At 69.6% G+C, this 14,757-nt stretch carries 11 protein-coding genes and 1 tRNA gene; 7 read left to right on the top strand and 5 right to left on the bottom strand.

Annotated elements, in window-relative coordinates:
* Window positions 1-14 precede the first annotated feature (14 nt).
* The 3 genes from IAE60_RS10875 to IAE60_RS10865 form a co-directional block, all read right to left on the bottom strand.
* On the bottom strand, window positions 15-944 hold the full coding sequence (locus IAE60_RS10875; RefSeq protein ID WP_187572253.1) for a homoserine kinase: 930 nt from the start codon (window positions 942-944) through the stop codon (window positions 15-17).
* 31 nt (window positions 945-975) lie between these two features.
* Window positions 976-3,468: a bifunctional aspartate kinase/homoserine dehydrogenase I gene (thrA, locus tag IAE60_RS10870; protein ID WP_187572252.1), complete on the bottom strand. Its 2,493-nt coding sequence runs from the start codon at window positions 3,466-3,468 to the stop codon at window positions 976-978.
* 331 nt (window positions 3,469-3,799) lie between these two features.
* On the bottom strand, window positions 3,800-4,393 hold the full coding sequence (locus tag IAE60_RS10865; RefSeq protein ID WP_187572251.1) for a hypothetical protein: 594 nt from the start codon (window positions 4,391-4,393) through the stop codon (window positions 3,800-3,802).
* 233 nt (window positions 4,394-4,626) lie between these two features.
* On the opposite strand from IAE60_RS10865, the gene IAE60_RS10860 reads away from it, so the two are divergent.
* The 6 genes from IAE60_RS10860 (at window position 4,627) to IAE60_RS10835 (ending at window position 9,906) form a co-directional block, all read left to right on the top strand.
* Window positions 4,627-4,703, top strand: a tRNA-Arg gene (locus IAE60_RS10860).
* A gap of 216 nt (window positions 4,704-4,919) precedes the next feature.
* Window positions 4,920-6,452, top strand: coding sequence for an L-piperidine-6-carboxylate dehydrogenase (gene amaB / locus IAE60_RS10855; protein ID WP_187572250.1), 1,533 nt, complete (start codon window positions 4,920-4,922; stop codon window positions 6,450-6,452).
* Window positions 6,453-6,597: 145 nt separating this feature from the next.
* Entirely contained in the window at window positions 6,598-6,876 is a 279-nt protein-coding gene (locus tag IAE60_RS10850) for a DUF4190 domain-containing protein (protein WP_187572249.1), read from the top strand.
* A 14-nt stretch (window positions 6,877-6,890) separates the two neighbouring features.
* Window positions 6,891-7,946, top strand: coding sequence for a quinone-dependent dihydroorotate dehydrogenase (locus IAE60_RS10845; RefSeq protein WP_187572248.1), 1,056 nt, complete (start codon window positions 6,891-6,893; stop codon window positions 7,944-7,946).
* Window positions 7,943-8,983: a UDP-N-acetylmuramate dehydrogenase gene (murB, locus tag IAE60_RS10840; protein ID WP_187572247.1), complete on the top strand. Its 1,041-nt coding sequence runs from the start codon at window positions 7,943-7,945 to the stop codon at window positions 8,981-8,983. The genes IAE60_RS10845 and murB overlap by 4 nt, the downstream gene beginning before the upstream one ends.
* 14 nt (window positions 8,984-8,997) lie before the next feature.
* Entirely contained in the window at window positions 8,998-9,906 is a 909-nt protein-coding gene (locus IAE60_RS10835) for a DMT family transporter (RefSeq protein WP_162108900.1), read from the top strand.
* A 12-nt stretch (window positions 9,907-9,918) separates the two neighbouring features.
* Here the strand turns inward: IAE60_RS10835 and IAE60_RS10830 are convergent, their stop codons facing one another.
* Window positions 9,919-12,639, bottom strand: a complete 2,721-nt coding sequence (locus IAE60_RS10830; protein ID WP_187572246.1) for a serine/threonine-protein kinase — start codon at window positions 12,637-12,639, stop codon at window positions 9,919-9,921.
* A 95-nt stretch (window positions 12,640-12,734) separates the two neighbouring features.
* Between IAE60_RS10830 and IAE60_RS10825 the strand changes: the two genes are divergently transcribed.
* Window positions 12,735-13,631, top strand: coding sequence for a GGDEF domain-containing protein (locus IAE60_RS10825; protein WP_187572245.1), 897 nt, complete (start codon window positions 12,735-12,737; stop codon window positions 13,629-13,631).
* 15 nt (window positions 13,632-13,646) lie between these two features.
* On the opposite strand, the gene IAE60_RS10820 is transcribed toward IAE60_RS10825, so the two are convergent.
* On the bottom strand, window positions 13,647-14,588 hold the full coding sequence (locus tag IAE60_RS10820) for a DedA family protein/thiosulfate sulfurtransferase GlpE (RefSeq protein ID WP_185896964.1): 942 nt from the start codon (window positions 14,586-14,588) through the stop codon (window positions 13,647-13,649).
* Between the last annotated feature and the right edge of the window lie 169 nt (window positions 14,589-14,757).

Raw genomic sequence — 14,757 nt, 5'->3', positions numbered from 1 at the left:
GTGGGGGAAGGGAATCAGGTCGCGGACAGCAGTTCGGCGCCCGTCGCATTGATCGGCGACACCCAGGCCTGGCTGTCGAAACCGGCGGCCGCGAAGGCCGCCTGCACGGCGGGCGCCGCCGCTTCGGCCTCGCCTCGCGATTCGAACCAGGCGAACACGCTGGGGCCGGCACCGGAAATGCTGGCGCCCATCGCATCGGCGTCCAGTGCCGCCTGTTTCGCCGCGCCGAAGCCGACGATCAGCGGCGCGCGCCGCGGTTCCACCAGTACATCGCGCAGGCCTTCGCGCACCAGTCCCGCGTCGCCGGCATGGCAGCCGGCCAGCACCAGCGCAAGGTTCGCGCTCTGCGCCACGAACTCCTTCAGTTCGTAGGCGCCCTGCAGTGCGGCGCGCGCGCGGCGCGTCTCCAGGATCGCTTCCGGATGCACCAGCACGCTGTGCCAGTGGTCCGGGACGGGCACCCGCACCAGCCGGTCCGCCGTGGACAGCACCAGGCCGCCCAACAGCATCGGCCCCAGGTTGTCGCCATGCTTGCCACCGCTGGCGACCGCCTCGCCGACCAGGGCGTGCGGATACAGCTGCTCGCGCGTCAGCGGCGCATCGAGCAAGGCATTGGCCGCGACCAGGGCCGCCACGCACGAAGCGGCGGAACCGCCCATGCCGGAACCGAGGGGAATGCCCTTCCCGATCTCCACCTCGAAGCCGAACGGCAGCGCCAGCGCTTCGCGCAGCGAGATCAGCGCCGCACCGGCGGTATTGCCCGGCGCATCCAGCGGCAGGTCGACGGTGGCGCCGTGGATGCCGGTGATGCGCACATCCGTCGCCTCGATGCGACGCACCGTCACGGTGTCGCCGACGCCTTCGATCACATGGCCCAGGATGTCGAACCCCACGCCCACGTTGCCCACCGATGCCGGCGAAAACGCACTTGCCTGCTGCCTCATGCCCACTCCATGTCGTTCGTTCCCGGATGCGTCACAGCTTCGCGCCCTGCCCCGCGGCCACGCGCAGCACGTCGGCGAACACGCCGGCCGCGGTGACTTCCGGGCCCGCGCCCGGGCCCTGCACGATCAGCGGATTGTCGCAGTATCGACGCGTGGTGAACTGCACGATGTTGTCGGTTAGGCGCAGGTTGGCGAATGCGTGCGCCGCGGGCAGTTCCACCAGCCCCACGCTGGCGCGGCCTTCGGCATCGAGCCGGGCGACGTAACGCAGCACGTTGCCGGCGACGCGCGCCTTTGCCAGCCGGTCGGCGAAGCCGGCATCCACCTCGTGCAGCCGCGCCATGAAATCGTCCACGCTCGCCTGGCGGAGGGATTCGGGTACCAGGCTCTCCACGTCCACGTCCTCCAGCGCCAGCTCGCGTCCGGCTTCGCGGGCCAGGATCACCAGCTTGCGCGCCACGTCGGTGCCGGACAGGTCGTCGCGTGGGTCCGGTTCGGTATAGCCCAGGCCACGCGCCTCGGTGACCAGCCGCGAGAACGGCGCGCTGCCGTCGAACTTGTTGAACAGCCATGCCAGCGTGCCGGAGAAGATGCCCTCCACCGACACCACCGCATCGCCCGTATCCAGCAGATCGCGCAGGGTGGAGATCACCGGCAGGCCGGCGCCGACGGTGGCTTCATAGCGGAAGCGCGCGCCGCTGCCGGACGCGGCATCGCGGATGGCGTGGTAGCGCGCCAGCGGACCGGCCCCGGCCTGCTTGTTGGGGGTGACCACGTGGATGCCGGCGGCCAGCCATCCCGCGTAACGGTCGGCCACCAGCGGACTGGCGCTGCAGTCCACGATCACCGCGTGCGGCATGTGCGCCGACAGCAGGTGCTCGGTGAAGCGGTCCAGGTCTGCGGCCTGCGTGCTGGCCTCGAAACGCGCACGCCAGTCGTCGCCCAGGCTGCGCTCTTCCAGCACAATGCGCGTGCTGGAGGCGATGGCGCGCAGGCGCAGGTCCAGGTTGGCCTTGGCCAGCAGTTGCGGCTGCGCGGCCCGCAGTTGCTCGATCAGCGCCGCGCCGACGTTGCCCGGCCCGATCACGCCGATGGCGAAGGTCTGCGGCGACAGCCAGAAGCCGGCATGCGCCGCGCGCAGCGCCTTGGTGGCGTCGGCGCTGTCGATGGCCACGGAGATGTTGCGCTCGGACGAGCCCTGCGCGATCGCCAGGATGTTCACCTGCGCCCGCCCCAGCGCGCCGAACAGGCGCGCCGACACGCCCGGCGTGCCGGCCATGCCGTCGCCGACGGCGGCCAGCACGCTGACGCCGTCGCGGCGCTGCACGCGCTGGATCTGGCGGGTGTCCAGCTCGTGCGCGAAGGCATCCAGCAGCGCCGCCTGTCCCTTGGCGGCCTCGCTGGCCCTGACCACGCAGCAGATCGAATGCTCCGACGAACCCTGCGAAATCATCACCACCGAGACATGCGCATTGCGCAGCGCGGCGAACACGCGTTCCGCCGTGCCTGGCACACCGATCAGGCCGGTGCCTTCCAGGTTGAGCAGGGCCAGGTCGGCACTGAGCGTCAGGCCCTTCACAGGACCCACCGCATCGCGCTCGGCGGTGATGCGGGTACCCGGATGTTCCGGATGGAAGGTGTTGCGGATGATGATGGGCAGTCCGCGTTCCATGGCCGGCGACATGGTCTGCGGATGCACGACCTTGGCGCCGAAGTACGCCAGTTCGCAGGCCTCGTCGTAGCTCAGCGCGCCCAGCTGTACCGCCTCTGGGACCACGCGCGGGTCGGCGGACAACACGCCATCGACGTCGGTCCAGATGTGCAATTCGGCCGCGTCGTACAACGCTGCGAAGATCGCGCCGGAATAATCGCTGCCGTTGCGGCCCAGGGTGGTGAAGCGCCCCTCGCGGTCGCGCGCGACGAAGCCGGTGGCCACCACGCGCCGCTGCGGGTGCGCGTCCCGCCACGCCGCGAGCCGCCGCGCGCTGTCCTCCCAGTCCACCACCACGCCCAGTTCGCCATGATCGACGCGCAGCACCTCGCGCGCATCCAGCACGGCGCAGTCCTCGCCCTGCAGTGTCAGGTACTCGCCGAGCAGGCGCGCCGAACACACTTCGCCCAAGCCCTGGACGCGTTGCAGCACCAGCTCCGGCAGGCCGCCGATGACGATCAGCGCGTTGAGGATCTCCTCGAGCTTCTGGAAGCGCTCGTCCACCCACTCGATCACCGGCCCGGCCGCTTCGCCCAGCAACGCCACCGCCGCGCCGCGATGACGGGCGCGCAGCGCATGCCAGCTTTCGTGCCATTCCGGCCGGTTGGCGGCGGCCAGCTCGCACAGTTCGATCAGCGCATCGGTGACGCCCTTCATGGCCGACACCACGGTGACCTGCACCTCCTCGTCGCGCGCCAGCAGCAGCTTGGCCACGTGGCGATAGCGTTCGGCATCGGCGACGGAGGTGCCGCCGAACTTGTGGACGACGGTGCGGGGTTTGGGCTGTTCGACTTCGGCGCTGCGGGACGACATGGGTCAGGAACCTCGGTAAGGAGGCCCGGCACGCATCAGGAATCGGGGTGGCCCTGCATCCTGATCCGGGTGCGGGGCCGTGGGTTGCGGATTACGCGAACACGACCAGCCGCACCTGACGAGTCAGGGTGGTAATGGTCGTAATCGGGGTCGTGCGTCCGCCGTCCGCACGCGGGGTCGCCGGCATCGGGGCCGTCGTCGTATCCGCAGTGGCGTGGGCGTGGGAGCGCATGCACGAAGAAGACCACGGCACCCCCGGGGTCTGTCAAGCGCTGCGACGCAACAAAGCCAATGATTTCAGATGGATGCAACTGAAACCAATCAGTTCCCCCTACGGCGTCACTGTCATCCATTCGTAGTAATCGTGCTGCAGCTGAACCGAATAGGCTCCGTTCTGCACCGCATGCATCTCCACGTGCGTTGCCCACTCCTCTGGGCATTTCGCGTGTGTGTCATAGCGAGGACTACCTTTCGAGCAAGTACCCAAGGCGATGGGCCCCAGGAGGACGCGTTCCTGCTGACGGATGGTGACGACGGCATAGTCCTCTGCCGCTCCCAGTTCGCCTTGCGGATTTGCATTGTAGTAGGCACCCCGTATCACGACCGTCAGCGCTCCGCACTCCGACGTCAACGCTTTCGTGCCTATGCGGAGGACCTCACCGCGGGAGTCTGCCTTGCCATAGACGACAAGCGAGCCCAGATCGACGACACGTGCCTCGTAACCACGCCGGAGACGCTGCGGTTGATCCGCAAGGATCACGCTGGACCGCTCGGGTGCGCAATGAAAAGTGATGTCTGAACCGTCAGCCTCTCCCTCCACGACCGGCGCGTCCGCGGGCGTTGCGAGACTGACCCGTGCGAGAACGCAGGCAAGCAGGCCAAGGCACCCTCTTGGCATGCGCAGAGCCAGACGGTGTGGATACATGACTGAGCGAGGAGTCCGGTACGCCACGGGAGCCTCCTGGAGTGGGCAGTGAGGGCAGTTTGGCGTGGGACGAAGCGGCCGGGTATCGGACTATTCCGACAACGACGTTGTCGTACACCACCACGCAGACTTCCGTCGAACGAACCGCGGGCGTACTTAGGATCACCCAGCGCTCCGGGATCGCGCACGCTTGGGGCGATTTGCCGGACTGCGCTATTCTTGGCATCACCGATGGCCCCGTAGCTCAGCTGGATAGAGCGGTCCCCTCCTAAGGGACAGGTCGCACGTTCGAATCGTGTCGGGGCCGCCATTCCCTGCCCTGCAGGCACCGCCGCGCATCGGCAGATCGCCGATAGCGCCGCCTCCGGCTCGGCAATCCGAACAGACGCCGACAGCGAATCAACGGCGACGTAAGCGATTGAAATGCACGGGATTTCCCGGCGTTCGCGCCCGCCCGCTCTGGTAGAATCATGCCCCCGCGATGCGGCCCCGGCCGCATCCCCGCATTCGATCCCTGGAGCACTTCATGCCCGCAGACCTTCTCAAGGCCCTCGGCCTTGCCAGCACCAATTCCGGCACCTACCTCGGCAGCGGCGAATGGTCCACGACCACCGACGCCGGCCTGTTGCAGTCGATCAACCCCACCACCAACGAGGTGATCGCCGAGGTCCATGCCAGCAGCCAGGCCGACTACGAGAAGGTCGTCGCCCGCGCCCAGGCCGCCTTCAAGGTGTGGCGCACCACCCCGGCCCCGCGCCGCGGCGAGGCCGTGCGCCTGTGCGGCGAAGCACTGCGCAGGCACAAGGACGCGCTGGGTTCGCTGGTCGCGCTGGAAATGGGCAAGAGCAAGCCCGAGGGCGATGGCGAAGTGCAGGAGATGATCGACATCGCCGACTTCGCCGTGGGCCAGAGCCGCATGCTGTACGGCTACACCATGCACTCCGAGCGTCCCGGCCACCGCATGTACGAGCAGTACCACCCGCTGGGCCTGGTCGGCATCATCAGCGCGTTCAACTTCCCGGTCGCCGTGTGGGCGTGGAACTCGTTCCTGGCCGCGATCTGCGGCGACGTCTGCATCTGGAAGCCGTCCAACAAGACGCCGCTCACCGCGATCGCCAGCATGAAGATCTGCAACGAGGCGCTGAAGGAAGGCGGCTTCCCGGACATCTTCTTCCTGATCAACGACGCCGGCGTGGAACTGGCGCAGCAGTTCGTCGACGACAAGCGCATCCCGCTGATCAGCTTCACCGGCTCCACCCAGGTCGGCCGCACCGTGGGCGAGCGCGTCGCGCGCCGCATGGGCCGCAGCCTGCTGGAGCTGGGCGGCAACAACGCGATCATCCTGGACGAAACCGCCGACCTGAAGCTGGCCATCCCCGGCATCGTGTTCGGCGCCGTCGGCACGGCCGGCCAGCGCTGCACCACCACGCGCCGCCTGATCGTGCACGAATCGATCTACGACACCGTGCTGTCCACGCTGGTCAAGGCGTACAAGCAGGTGGAGGGCAAGATCGGCGACCCGCTGGACCCGGCCAACCTGATGGGCCCGCTCAACAGCCAGGGCGCCGTGCAGCAGTTCCTGGACTCGATCGCCAAGGCCAAGGCCAGCGGCGGCACCGTCGAAACCGGCGGCACCGCGATCGACCGCCCCGGCAACTTCGTCCTGCCGGCCATCGTCACCGGCCTGAAGAACTCCGACGAAGTGGTGCAGCACGAGACCTTCGCCCCCATCCTGTACGTGATGAAGTACAAGACGCTCGACGAAGCCATCGACATGCAGAACGCCGTGCCGCAGGGCCTGTCCTCGTCGATCTTCACCCAGAACCTGAAAGCGGCCGAGCAGTTCCTGTCGGCGGCCGGCAGCGACTGCGGCATCGCCAACGTCAACATCGGCACCAGCGGCGCCGAGATCGGCGGCGCCTTCGGCGGCGAGAAGGAAACCGGCGGCGGCCGCGAATCCGGCTCGGACGCGTGGAAGGTCTACATGCGCCGGCAGACCAACACCATCAACTACTCCGACTCGCTGCCGCTGGCGCAGGGCATCAAGTTCGACCTCTGACCCGCAACACGGCCGGCATGCCCGCATGCCGGCTGCCCTGAACGGGCCAGCATCTGGGATAATCGCGCCTCCCTCATCGGGCGGCGCGTTTTTTTTGCCCCCGATCCAGTGCCATCGCCTCCCTGACCCCTGCACGGAGCTCCTGATGAACCCAGCACGCACCACCAGCAGTCTCGCCATCGCCAGCCTCGTGTCCGGCATCCTCGGTTGGACCCTGTTGCCGGTCCTGGGCACGCTGGTGGCGATCGTCACCGGCCACATGGCGCGCGCGGAGATCCGCCGCAGCGGCGGTGCGCTGGAAGGCGACGGACTGGCCATCGGCGGCCTGATCCTGGGCTGGCTGTCGGCGCTGCTGTGGGTCGTCGGCATCGTGGTGCTCTTCATGTTCCTGGGCGGCCTGGCCTGGCTGGCGACGCTGAACTGATCCCGCCTGCCGCCATGTATCCCCTCGCCCGACCCTTCCTCTTCGGCCTGGACGCCGAAACCGCCCACGGCCTGGGCCTGAAAGCCCTCGACCTGGCCTACCGCACCGGCACCACGCCGCTGGTGGCGCGTCCCATCACCCCGATGCCCACCAAGGTGATGGGGCTGACCTTCCCCAATCCGGTCGGTCTGGCCGCCGGCATGGACAAGAACGGTGCGCACATCGACGCGCTGTTCGCGCTGGGTTTCGGCTTCGTCGAGATCGGCACGGTCACGCCCAGGCCGCAGCCGGGCAATCCGAAGCCGCGCATGTTCCGCCTGCCGCAGTACCAGGCGGTCATCAACCGCCTCGGCTTCAACAACGAAGGCGTCGATGCGCTGGTGCGCAACGTCGGAGCCTCGCGCCGCGACCGGGGCCTGCTGGGCATCAATATCGGCAAGAACAAGGACACCGCCAACGAGCGCGCCGCGTCCGACTACCTGTACTGCCTGGAACGCGTCTATCCGCTGGCCGACTACGTCACCGTCAACATCTCCTCGCCCAACACCGCCGGCCTGCGCGAACTGCAGGAAGAACAGGCATTGCGCCAGCTGATCGGCACGCTGCGCGATGCGCAGGAAGACCTGGCGGCGCAGCACGGCAAGCGTGTGCCGATGCTGGTGAAGATCGCGCCGGACCTGTCCGACAGCGACATCGACGCGGTCGCGCGCGTGCTGGGCGACATGCAGGTGGATGGCGTCATCGCCACCAACACCACCGTGTCGCGCCTGAGCGTGCAGGACCATCCGCTGGCGCGGGAAACCGGCGGCCTGTCCGGCGCGCCGTTGATGGGCCAGGCCACGCTGGTCCTGCGCCGCCTGCGCACGCGCCTGCCCGACAGCATTCCGTTGATCGGCGTGGGCGGCATCCTGTCCGGCGCCGATGCGGTGGCGAAGATGTCCGCCGGCGCATCGCTGGTGCAGTGCTACACCGGCCTGGTGTACCGCGGGCCGGAGCTGATCCGCGAATGCGTGGAAGCCATCCGCCGCCGTCGCGAAGCGCCGAGCCGCGGGCCGGTGGCGCCGGAATGACGCCAAGCTACCGCCTCACCGCCAATGCCCCGCTGCGGGACCGCAATACCTTCGGCGTGCAGGCGCTGGCGCCCTGGCTGGTCGAAGTGGACGACGCTTCGGCGCTGGGCGAGGTGATGGCGCTGCCGCAGGTCGCCGAGTCCGAAAGCCTGGTGATCGGCGGCGGCAGCAACCTGCTGTTCGCCGGCGATGCACCGGGCGCGGTGATCGCCATGGCCACGCATGGCCTGCGCGTGCTATCCGACGATGGCGAACAGGCGCGCGTGCGCGCCGATGCCGGCGTCGCCTGGCACCCGCTGGTGATGTGGACGCTGGAGCAGGGCCTGTGCGGGCTGGAGAACCTGGCCCTCATCCCCGGTACCGCCGGCGCGTCGCCCATCCAGAACATCGGCGCCTACGGCACCGAAGTGGGCGAGTTCATCGCCGTGGTCGAAGCGCTGGACCGCCATGCGGGCGCGATGGTGCGGCTGGACCGCGACGCCTGCGCGTTCGCCTACCGCGACAGCGTGTTCAAGCACCAGGCCGACCGCTACCTGGTGACGGCGGTGGAGTTCGTGCTGCCGCGCACGCCGCACCTGCGCCTGGATTACGCCGGTATCCGCGAGGAGCTCGGCGCGATGGGAATCTCCGCGCCGACCGCGCGCGAGGTGGCCGAGGCGGTGATCCGTATCCGCCGACGCAAGCTGCCGGATCCGGCCGTGGTGGGCAATGCCGGCAGCTTTTTCAAGAATCCCATCGTCTCGCAGGCGCAGGCCGACGCGCTGCTGGTCGACTATCCCACGCTGCCGACATTCCGTGGCGACGCCCCGCACAACCGCAAGCTGTCCGCTGCGTGGATGATCGAAGCCTGCGGCTGGAAGGGCCATCGCGATGGCGATGCGGGCGTCTCCGCCGCGCATGCCCTGGTGCTGGTCAACCACGGGCAGGCCACCGGCGCCGCGCTGCTGGGGCTGGCGCGGCGCATCGCCGAATCCGTGCACGCGCGCTTCGGCGTGGGCATCGAGCCGGAACCGAAGATCATCGGCGCCCGCTGGTAGCCCGACCACCGCGCATGCCAGCCATTCCCGCCCACTTCCGCGCCGCCGTGCTGATGCTGGGCAGCACGGTGCTGTTCGCCCTGATGGTGGTGGCGATCCGGCTGGCCTCGGCGACCCTGCACACGTTCGAGATCGCGTTCTTCCGAAATTTCTTCGGCTTGCTGGCCGCGGCGCCGCTCATCCTGCGGCACGGCCCGGGGTTCCTGAAGACCACCCAGTTCCCGCGCTACCTGTTCCGCTGCGTGATCGGCATCTGCTCGATGCTGGCCGGCTTCTGGGCCATCGGCCACCTGCCGCTGGCGCAGGCGGTGTCGCTGTCGTACTCCACGCCGCTGTTCGTCACCCTGGCCGCAGCCGCGATGCTCAACGAGCGCGTACGCGCACGCCGCTGGACCGCGGTGGTGCTGGGTTTCGTGGGCGTGCTGGTGATCGTGCGGCCCGGCACCGCGGAATTCACCGCGGACGCGATGATCGCCGTGCTGGCGGCAGTGATGAGCGCGCTGGTGGCGATCCAGATCAAGCAGCTCTCGCAGACCGAGCCGGCCGACCGCATCGTCATCTACACCACCCTGCTGTGGGTGCCGATGTCGCTGCTGCCGGCGCTGGCCGTGTGGGAATGGCCGCAGGGCATCACGTGGGTGTGGGTGGTCGCCGCCGGCGTGCTGGGCACCGGCGGCCACATGCTGTGGACGCGCGCGCTGAAGCTGGGCGAGGTCTCGGCGCTGACGCCGATCAGCTTCATGCAGTTGCCGGTGGTGGCCCTGTTCGGCTGGCTGCTGTTCGACGAAACGCTGGACGCATGGACGCTGGCCGGCGCCGGCATCATCTTCGGCGCCAACGCCTACATCGCGCACCGCGAGGCGGTGCTGTCGCGCCGCGCCGCGTCCGAGGCGCCCAGCGCGGCGGCCAAACCCGGCGAGTGACGTAGCCGGCGCTCAGCGCTGTTTGCCAGGCCGCCTGCCCTCTCGGTAACGTTTGACGAACTCGGCTTCCGCATCGGCCAGTGTGGCCGGATCGGCCGTCAGCAGGGGGGCGATGTACTGCCGCTCCAGCGCGTCGGCCTGCGTGGTCAGGCCCAGTTCGCGACTGGTGTCGATCAGGTTCCACGCCGCGGTGCGCGTTTCCACGTGCGTCTCGCCCAGCACCTTGCGTCGCAGTTCGAACAGGCGGCGGTACTCGTCCAGCGCCTCGCGCGTGCGCCCGGACACGCGCAGGGCCTCGGCGCGGATCACCATGGTGATCTGCGCCTGCGGGTGCCTTTCACCCAGCACCTTCAACGCCAGTGGCTGCACGTCCGAAAGCAGGCGCAGCGCGGCGTCAGGCTGCTTCGCGTTGAGCAGCGTGCCGGCATGGTTGACCAGGATGGACAGCGTGTCCGGATGCGATGGGCCCTGCAGCCGGCTACGCACCGTGATGACCTGCTCCTCCAGCGGCAGCGCGGCCGCGTAATCCTCCAGGCGTGCGTACGCCGTGGCCAGGTTCAGGCGTGTCCTTACCGTCTGCGGGTGATCGCGCCCGAGGACGCGCTCGCGCGCGGCCAGTGCATCCTTGAGCAGCGGCAGCGCGGCGGCCGCGTCGCCGGCGTCCACCATCATCGTCGCCAGCGTGCTGCGTGCCTGCAGCGTGACCGGATGCTCGCTGCCCAGCTTGCGCACGTAGCGCGAAGTGAGGTCGCGCTGCATGGCGATGGCGGCGTCCTTCTCGCGGTTCATGATGCGCAGCACGGCCAGGTTGCCCATCGCCGACAGCGTCTCCTCGTGGTCGGGACCGAGCACCGCGGTGCGGCCGGCAACCACCTGCTCCATGTTCGCGCGTGCCTCGGGCAGTTCGCCCAGGTTGCGCTGTACGGCGGCCAGGTTGTTGGTGGCCTCCAGGGTGGCCGGGTCCCGCTCGCCGGCGACCTCGAGCAGTCGGGCACGGACGGCTTCGACGACGCCTTTCGCCCGTGGTCGGTCGCCGCGGGCCGAGATCACCTGCGCCTGCGCCAGTTCCAGCTTGACCCGCACGCGGTCGTTGGCGGGCAGCGTGAAGGCGCGCGGCAGCGCCTTCTCCAGCACGGCCTCGGCCTGGTCGATGTGCGCCCCCTCCAGCAGCGCCTGCACCTGCTCGTTGCGCGCGCGCAGCGTCTCCGATGCGCCGTCGCCGAGGTTCGCGGCGCGATGCTCGGCCACCCGGCCGAACAGCTCGGCGGCCTTGTCGTACAGACCGATCGCAGCGTAGACGCGCGCCACGGACTCGCGCAGGCCGACGGCCACGTCGGGCTGGTCGGCGAAATCGCGGGCGATCGCGGCTTCCGCGTTGGCGAGCAGCTGACGGTCCACCAGGTCGCGCGCCAGATCGCCGGTACTGGCCTTGGCCAGGGTTGCGCCGAACGCGTCGGCGGCCGCCGGGTCGCGTTCGGCCACCTGAGCCGCCAGACCCTCGGCAAGGCCCACGCCCATGGTCTCGATGTCGATCCCCTCCAGCATCGACTGCTGGAACGCGGCCACCTTCTCCAGCTCCGCGCTGCGCGCTTCGGCCAGTGCGCGTTGCGTGCGCGCCTGCTGCAGGCCGTACAGGGACAGGCCCAGACCGCCCAGCAACGCCGCCAGCGCGAAGCCCGCGGCGACGGCCGCGGCGCGGTGGCGGCGCAGGAACTTGCGCCACACGTAGGCGCGGCTCGGCGGTACCGCCGCCACGGTGCGCCCCTCGAGATAGCGCTGCAGGTCGTCGGCCAGCGCCGCGACGGACCCGTAGCGGGCGTCCCGATCGTGCTGCATGGCCTTCAGCACGATCCAGTCCAGATCGCCGCGCAGGCGGTCGCGCATGCGCGGCAGCGACAGGCCGCGCTCCTGCGCCACCTGCCGTGCCTGCTCGGCCGGCAGCGCCGCCAGCCGCGACGACGGCGCGACGGCGGTCGGCGTTTCCGCCGACCAGGTCTCGCCCACGGCCTCGGGGCGAACGCCGCTCACCAGTTCGCACAGCACCACGCCCAGCGAGTACACGTCGCTGCGCGTGTCCACCTGCCGCGCATCGCCGAGCGCCTGCTCGGGACTCATGTACTCCGGCGTGCCGGCACGCTCCAGTGCGGCGTCGCCGGCCAGCGACGCGGCCATCGCGATGCCGAAATCGATGATCTTCGGTGAGGGCCGGCCATCCAGTGTGTCCACCAGCAGGTTGCCCGGCTTCAGGTCGCGGTGGACCACGCCCTTGTGGTGCGCGTGCTGCACGCCCTCGCAGACGCGGATGAACAACGCCACGCGTTCGTCCAGCGACAGCCGTTGCTCCCGGCAGTAGCGCGTGATCGGGCTGCCCTCGATCAGCTCCATCGCGAAGAAGGGATAGCCCTCCTCCGTGGTGCCGGCATCGTAGATCTGGGCGATGGCCGGATGGCGCATCTGCGCCAGCACCTGCCGCTCCACTTCGAACCAGGCCAGGTGGCGGGCCTGCAGGCGCTGCGCGCGCATCAGTTTCAGGGCCACCTCCCGGCGCACCGGTTCCAGCTGGGTGGCGCGGTAGACCTCGCCCATGCCGCCGCGACCCAGCAGGCCCTCGATGCGGTAGTGCCCCAGGCGCGCCCCGGGCGCCAGCGTGCCGTCGGCCGCGGTCGGCGCATCCTGCAGGCGCGTGGCCAGGCTCTCGGTGGGTGCGAGTTCGTCGTAAGGCTGCGATGTCATTCCACGGTCCCCTGTGCGCCCCGGCATGGTATCGGAAGCGTGAGTTGACCGACCGATCCGGTACACTCGGGCCCGCACCTGCCAGCCGCACGCGCATGTCCCGGGACCCCCACGATCCACCCACCACGCAACGGACCATCCTGAGCGACGGCCCGCGGCCGGCCTCGCCGCGGTCCGCGTGCGTCGTGGTGATCCATGGCGAAGGTCTGGGCCGGCGTGCGGATATCGACACCGCCCGGGTGCGCGTGGGCCGCTCGCAGGAAGCCGACCTGCACATCCCGCACAACAGCGTCTCGCGCCTGCACTGCGAGCTCTGGCGCGACGGCGACACCTACTGGGTGCGCGACCTCGGCGCGACCAACACCACCCGGCTGAACGATACGCCGGTGGCGCAATCGGCGCTGGTCGACGGCGACCACATCACCCTGGGCGAGAGCATCCTGAAGTTCATCAGCCACAGCAGCGTGGAGGCGCGTTACCACGAGGAGATCTACCAGCTCGCCACCCACGATGCGCTGACCGAGATGTACAACCGCCGCCATTTCATCGAAACGGTGGAGAAGGAGATCGCGCGCGCCATGCGCCACCAGCGCGCACTGACCATGTGCATCATCGACGTGGACCTGTTCAAGCCGATCAACGACCGCTACGGCCACATCTCCGGCGACCAGGTGCTGAAGCAGATCGCCGGGCTGGTGCGCCGGCATGTGCGCAACGACGACGCGGCCGCCCGCATCGGCGGCGAGGAATTCGCCGTGCTGCTGCCCGAGTGCGGGCCGGAAGCCGCCTACGGTTTCGCCGAGCGCCTGCGCGAGGCGGTGGAAGCGGTGGTGTTCCGGCCGGGCGGCCAGCCGCAGCGCATCACCGTCAGCATCGGGATTGCCGCGCTGACGCCCGAGCGCGACACCGTCAGCCGGATGATGGCCGCGGCGGACGCGGCCCTGTACCGGGCCAAGAGCGAAGGCCGCAACCGGGTGTGCATCGAGCACTGACCGCGGCGGACGCGCTCAGCCGCCGATCCGTTCCACCGCGTAACCGGCGTCCCGCCACGCATCGATGCCGCCCCGCAGCGGCAGCACGTCGCGGAAGCCGGCCTCGCGCAGCCTCGCGGCCATCCACGCCGCGGATACTTCATCCGGGCAGGCGCAGTAGATGACGACCTTCCCGTCGCGCGGATACGTGGCCAGGATCCCGTCCAGCTGGCGCTCGTCGGCGAACACCGCGCCGGGGATGACGTACGGGTCCACGTCGCGGAAACCCGGGGCGCGGATATCGAACACCACCGGCGGCTGGCCCGCCCGGACCAGGGCTTCGAGTTCCGGCGGATCGATCCGCGCCCCCTCCAGCGACCTCAGCAGCGTGCGCCGACGCCACCAGCGCCAGCCCACGTAGGCCGCCAGCAGCACGCCGATGAGCACACCGGCGCCGGTGCCCAGCTGCGACAGCGCGTCGATGACCGTTTCCACCTGGCGTGCGAACACCACGCCCAGTCCCAGCCCCAGCGCGGCCCACAGGGCAGCGCCCAGGCCGTCGTAACGCAGGAACAGCGGCAGCCTCGCCTGCATGGCGCCGGCCAGCGGCACGGACACCATCGACAGGCCGGGGATGAACTTCGCCACCGACAGGACGCGCACGCCGAAACGCCCGTAGAAGCGTTCCGTGCGCTTCATGCAGGTGTCGCGCGACAGCGAAAGCCGGCACAGCGACTGCAGCGTGCGGTTGCCATAGCGGCGGCCGGCATAGAACCACACGCTGTCGCCGATCAGGCTGGCGGCCACCGACACCGCCAGCACGCCCAGCAGCGGCAGCCACATCGCCTCCGGCTGCAGCGCCAGCCCCGCACCGACCAGGACCAGGGTGGGCATCGCCGGCACGGGCAGACCCAGCGACAACGCCAGCACATTGGCGAACACCAACAGTGCGCCGTATCGGTCGACCAGTTCCTGCATTGCCATCCCCGGGAAGTCCACGGCGCATTCGGCGGCGTGCGTGCGCATGTTCGATCCACGGCCGGCCTGCGGCAAGGCGTCCGCCCGCAACGATCCGTTGCCCGGCGCGATACCGCACGCCTGTACCACCTGCGTGCTGCGACGCGGGATCGCCGCGTTTACCTGACCG

Origin of the sequence: Pseudoxanthomonas mexicana (genome assembly GCF_014397415.1) — a bacterium.
Taxonomy (GTDB): Bacteria; Pseudomonadota; Gammaproteobacteria; order Xanthomonadales; family Xanthomonadaceae; genus Pseudoxanthomonas_A; species Pseudoxanthomonas_A mexicana.
Note: the sequence above shows the minus strand (reverse complement) of the source record. Positions and strands in the feature narration are given on the sequence as shown.

Coding starts and splice junctions, on each gene's coding strand:
- IAE60_RS10865 (WP_187572251.1), bottom strand. CDS start 4,393: ATGTATCCACACCGTCTGGCTCTGCGCATGCCAAGAGGGTGCCTTGGC.
- thrA (WP_187572252.1), bottom strand. CDS start 3,468: ATGTCGTCCCGCAGCGCCGAAGTCGAACAGCCCAAACCCCGCACCGTC.
- IAE60_RS10830 (WP_187572246.1), bottom strand. CDS start 12,639: ATGACATCGCAGCCTTACGACGAACTCGCACCCACCGAGAGCCTGGCC.
- IAE60_RS10875 (WP_187572253.1), bottom strand. CDS start 944: ATGAGGCAGCAGGCAAGTGCGTTTTCGCCGGCATCGGTGGGCAACGTG.
- amaB (WP_187572250.1), top strand. CDS start 4,920: ATGCCCGCAGACCTTCTCAAGGCCCTCGGCCTTGCCAGCACCAATTCC.
- IAE60_RS10845 (WP_187572248.1), top strand. CDS start 6,891: ATGTATCCCCTCGCCCGACCCTTCCTCTTCGGCCTGGACGCCGAAACC.
- murB (WP_187572247.1), top strand. CDS start 7,943: ATGACGCCAAGCTACCGCCTCACCGCCAATGCCCCGCTGCGGGACCGC.
- IAE60_RS10820 (WP_185896964.1), bottom strand. CDS start 14,588: ATGCAGGAACTGGTCGACCGATACGGCGCACTGTTGGTGTTCGCCAAT.
- IAE60_RS10850 (WP_187572249.1), top strand. CDS start 6,598: ATGAACCCAGCACGCACCACCAGCAGTCTCGCCATCGCCAGCCTCGTG.
- IAE60_RS10825 (WP_187572245.1), top strand. CDS start 12,735: ATGTCCCGGGACCCCCACGATCCACCCACCACGCAACGGACCATCCTG.
- IAE60_RS10835 (WP_162108900.1), top strand. CDS start 8,998: ATGCCAGCCATTCCCGCCCACTTCCGCGCCGCCGTGCTGATGCTGGGC.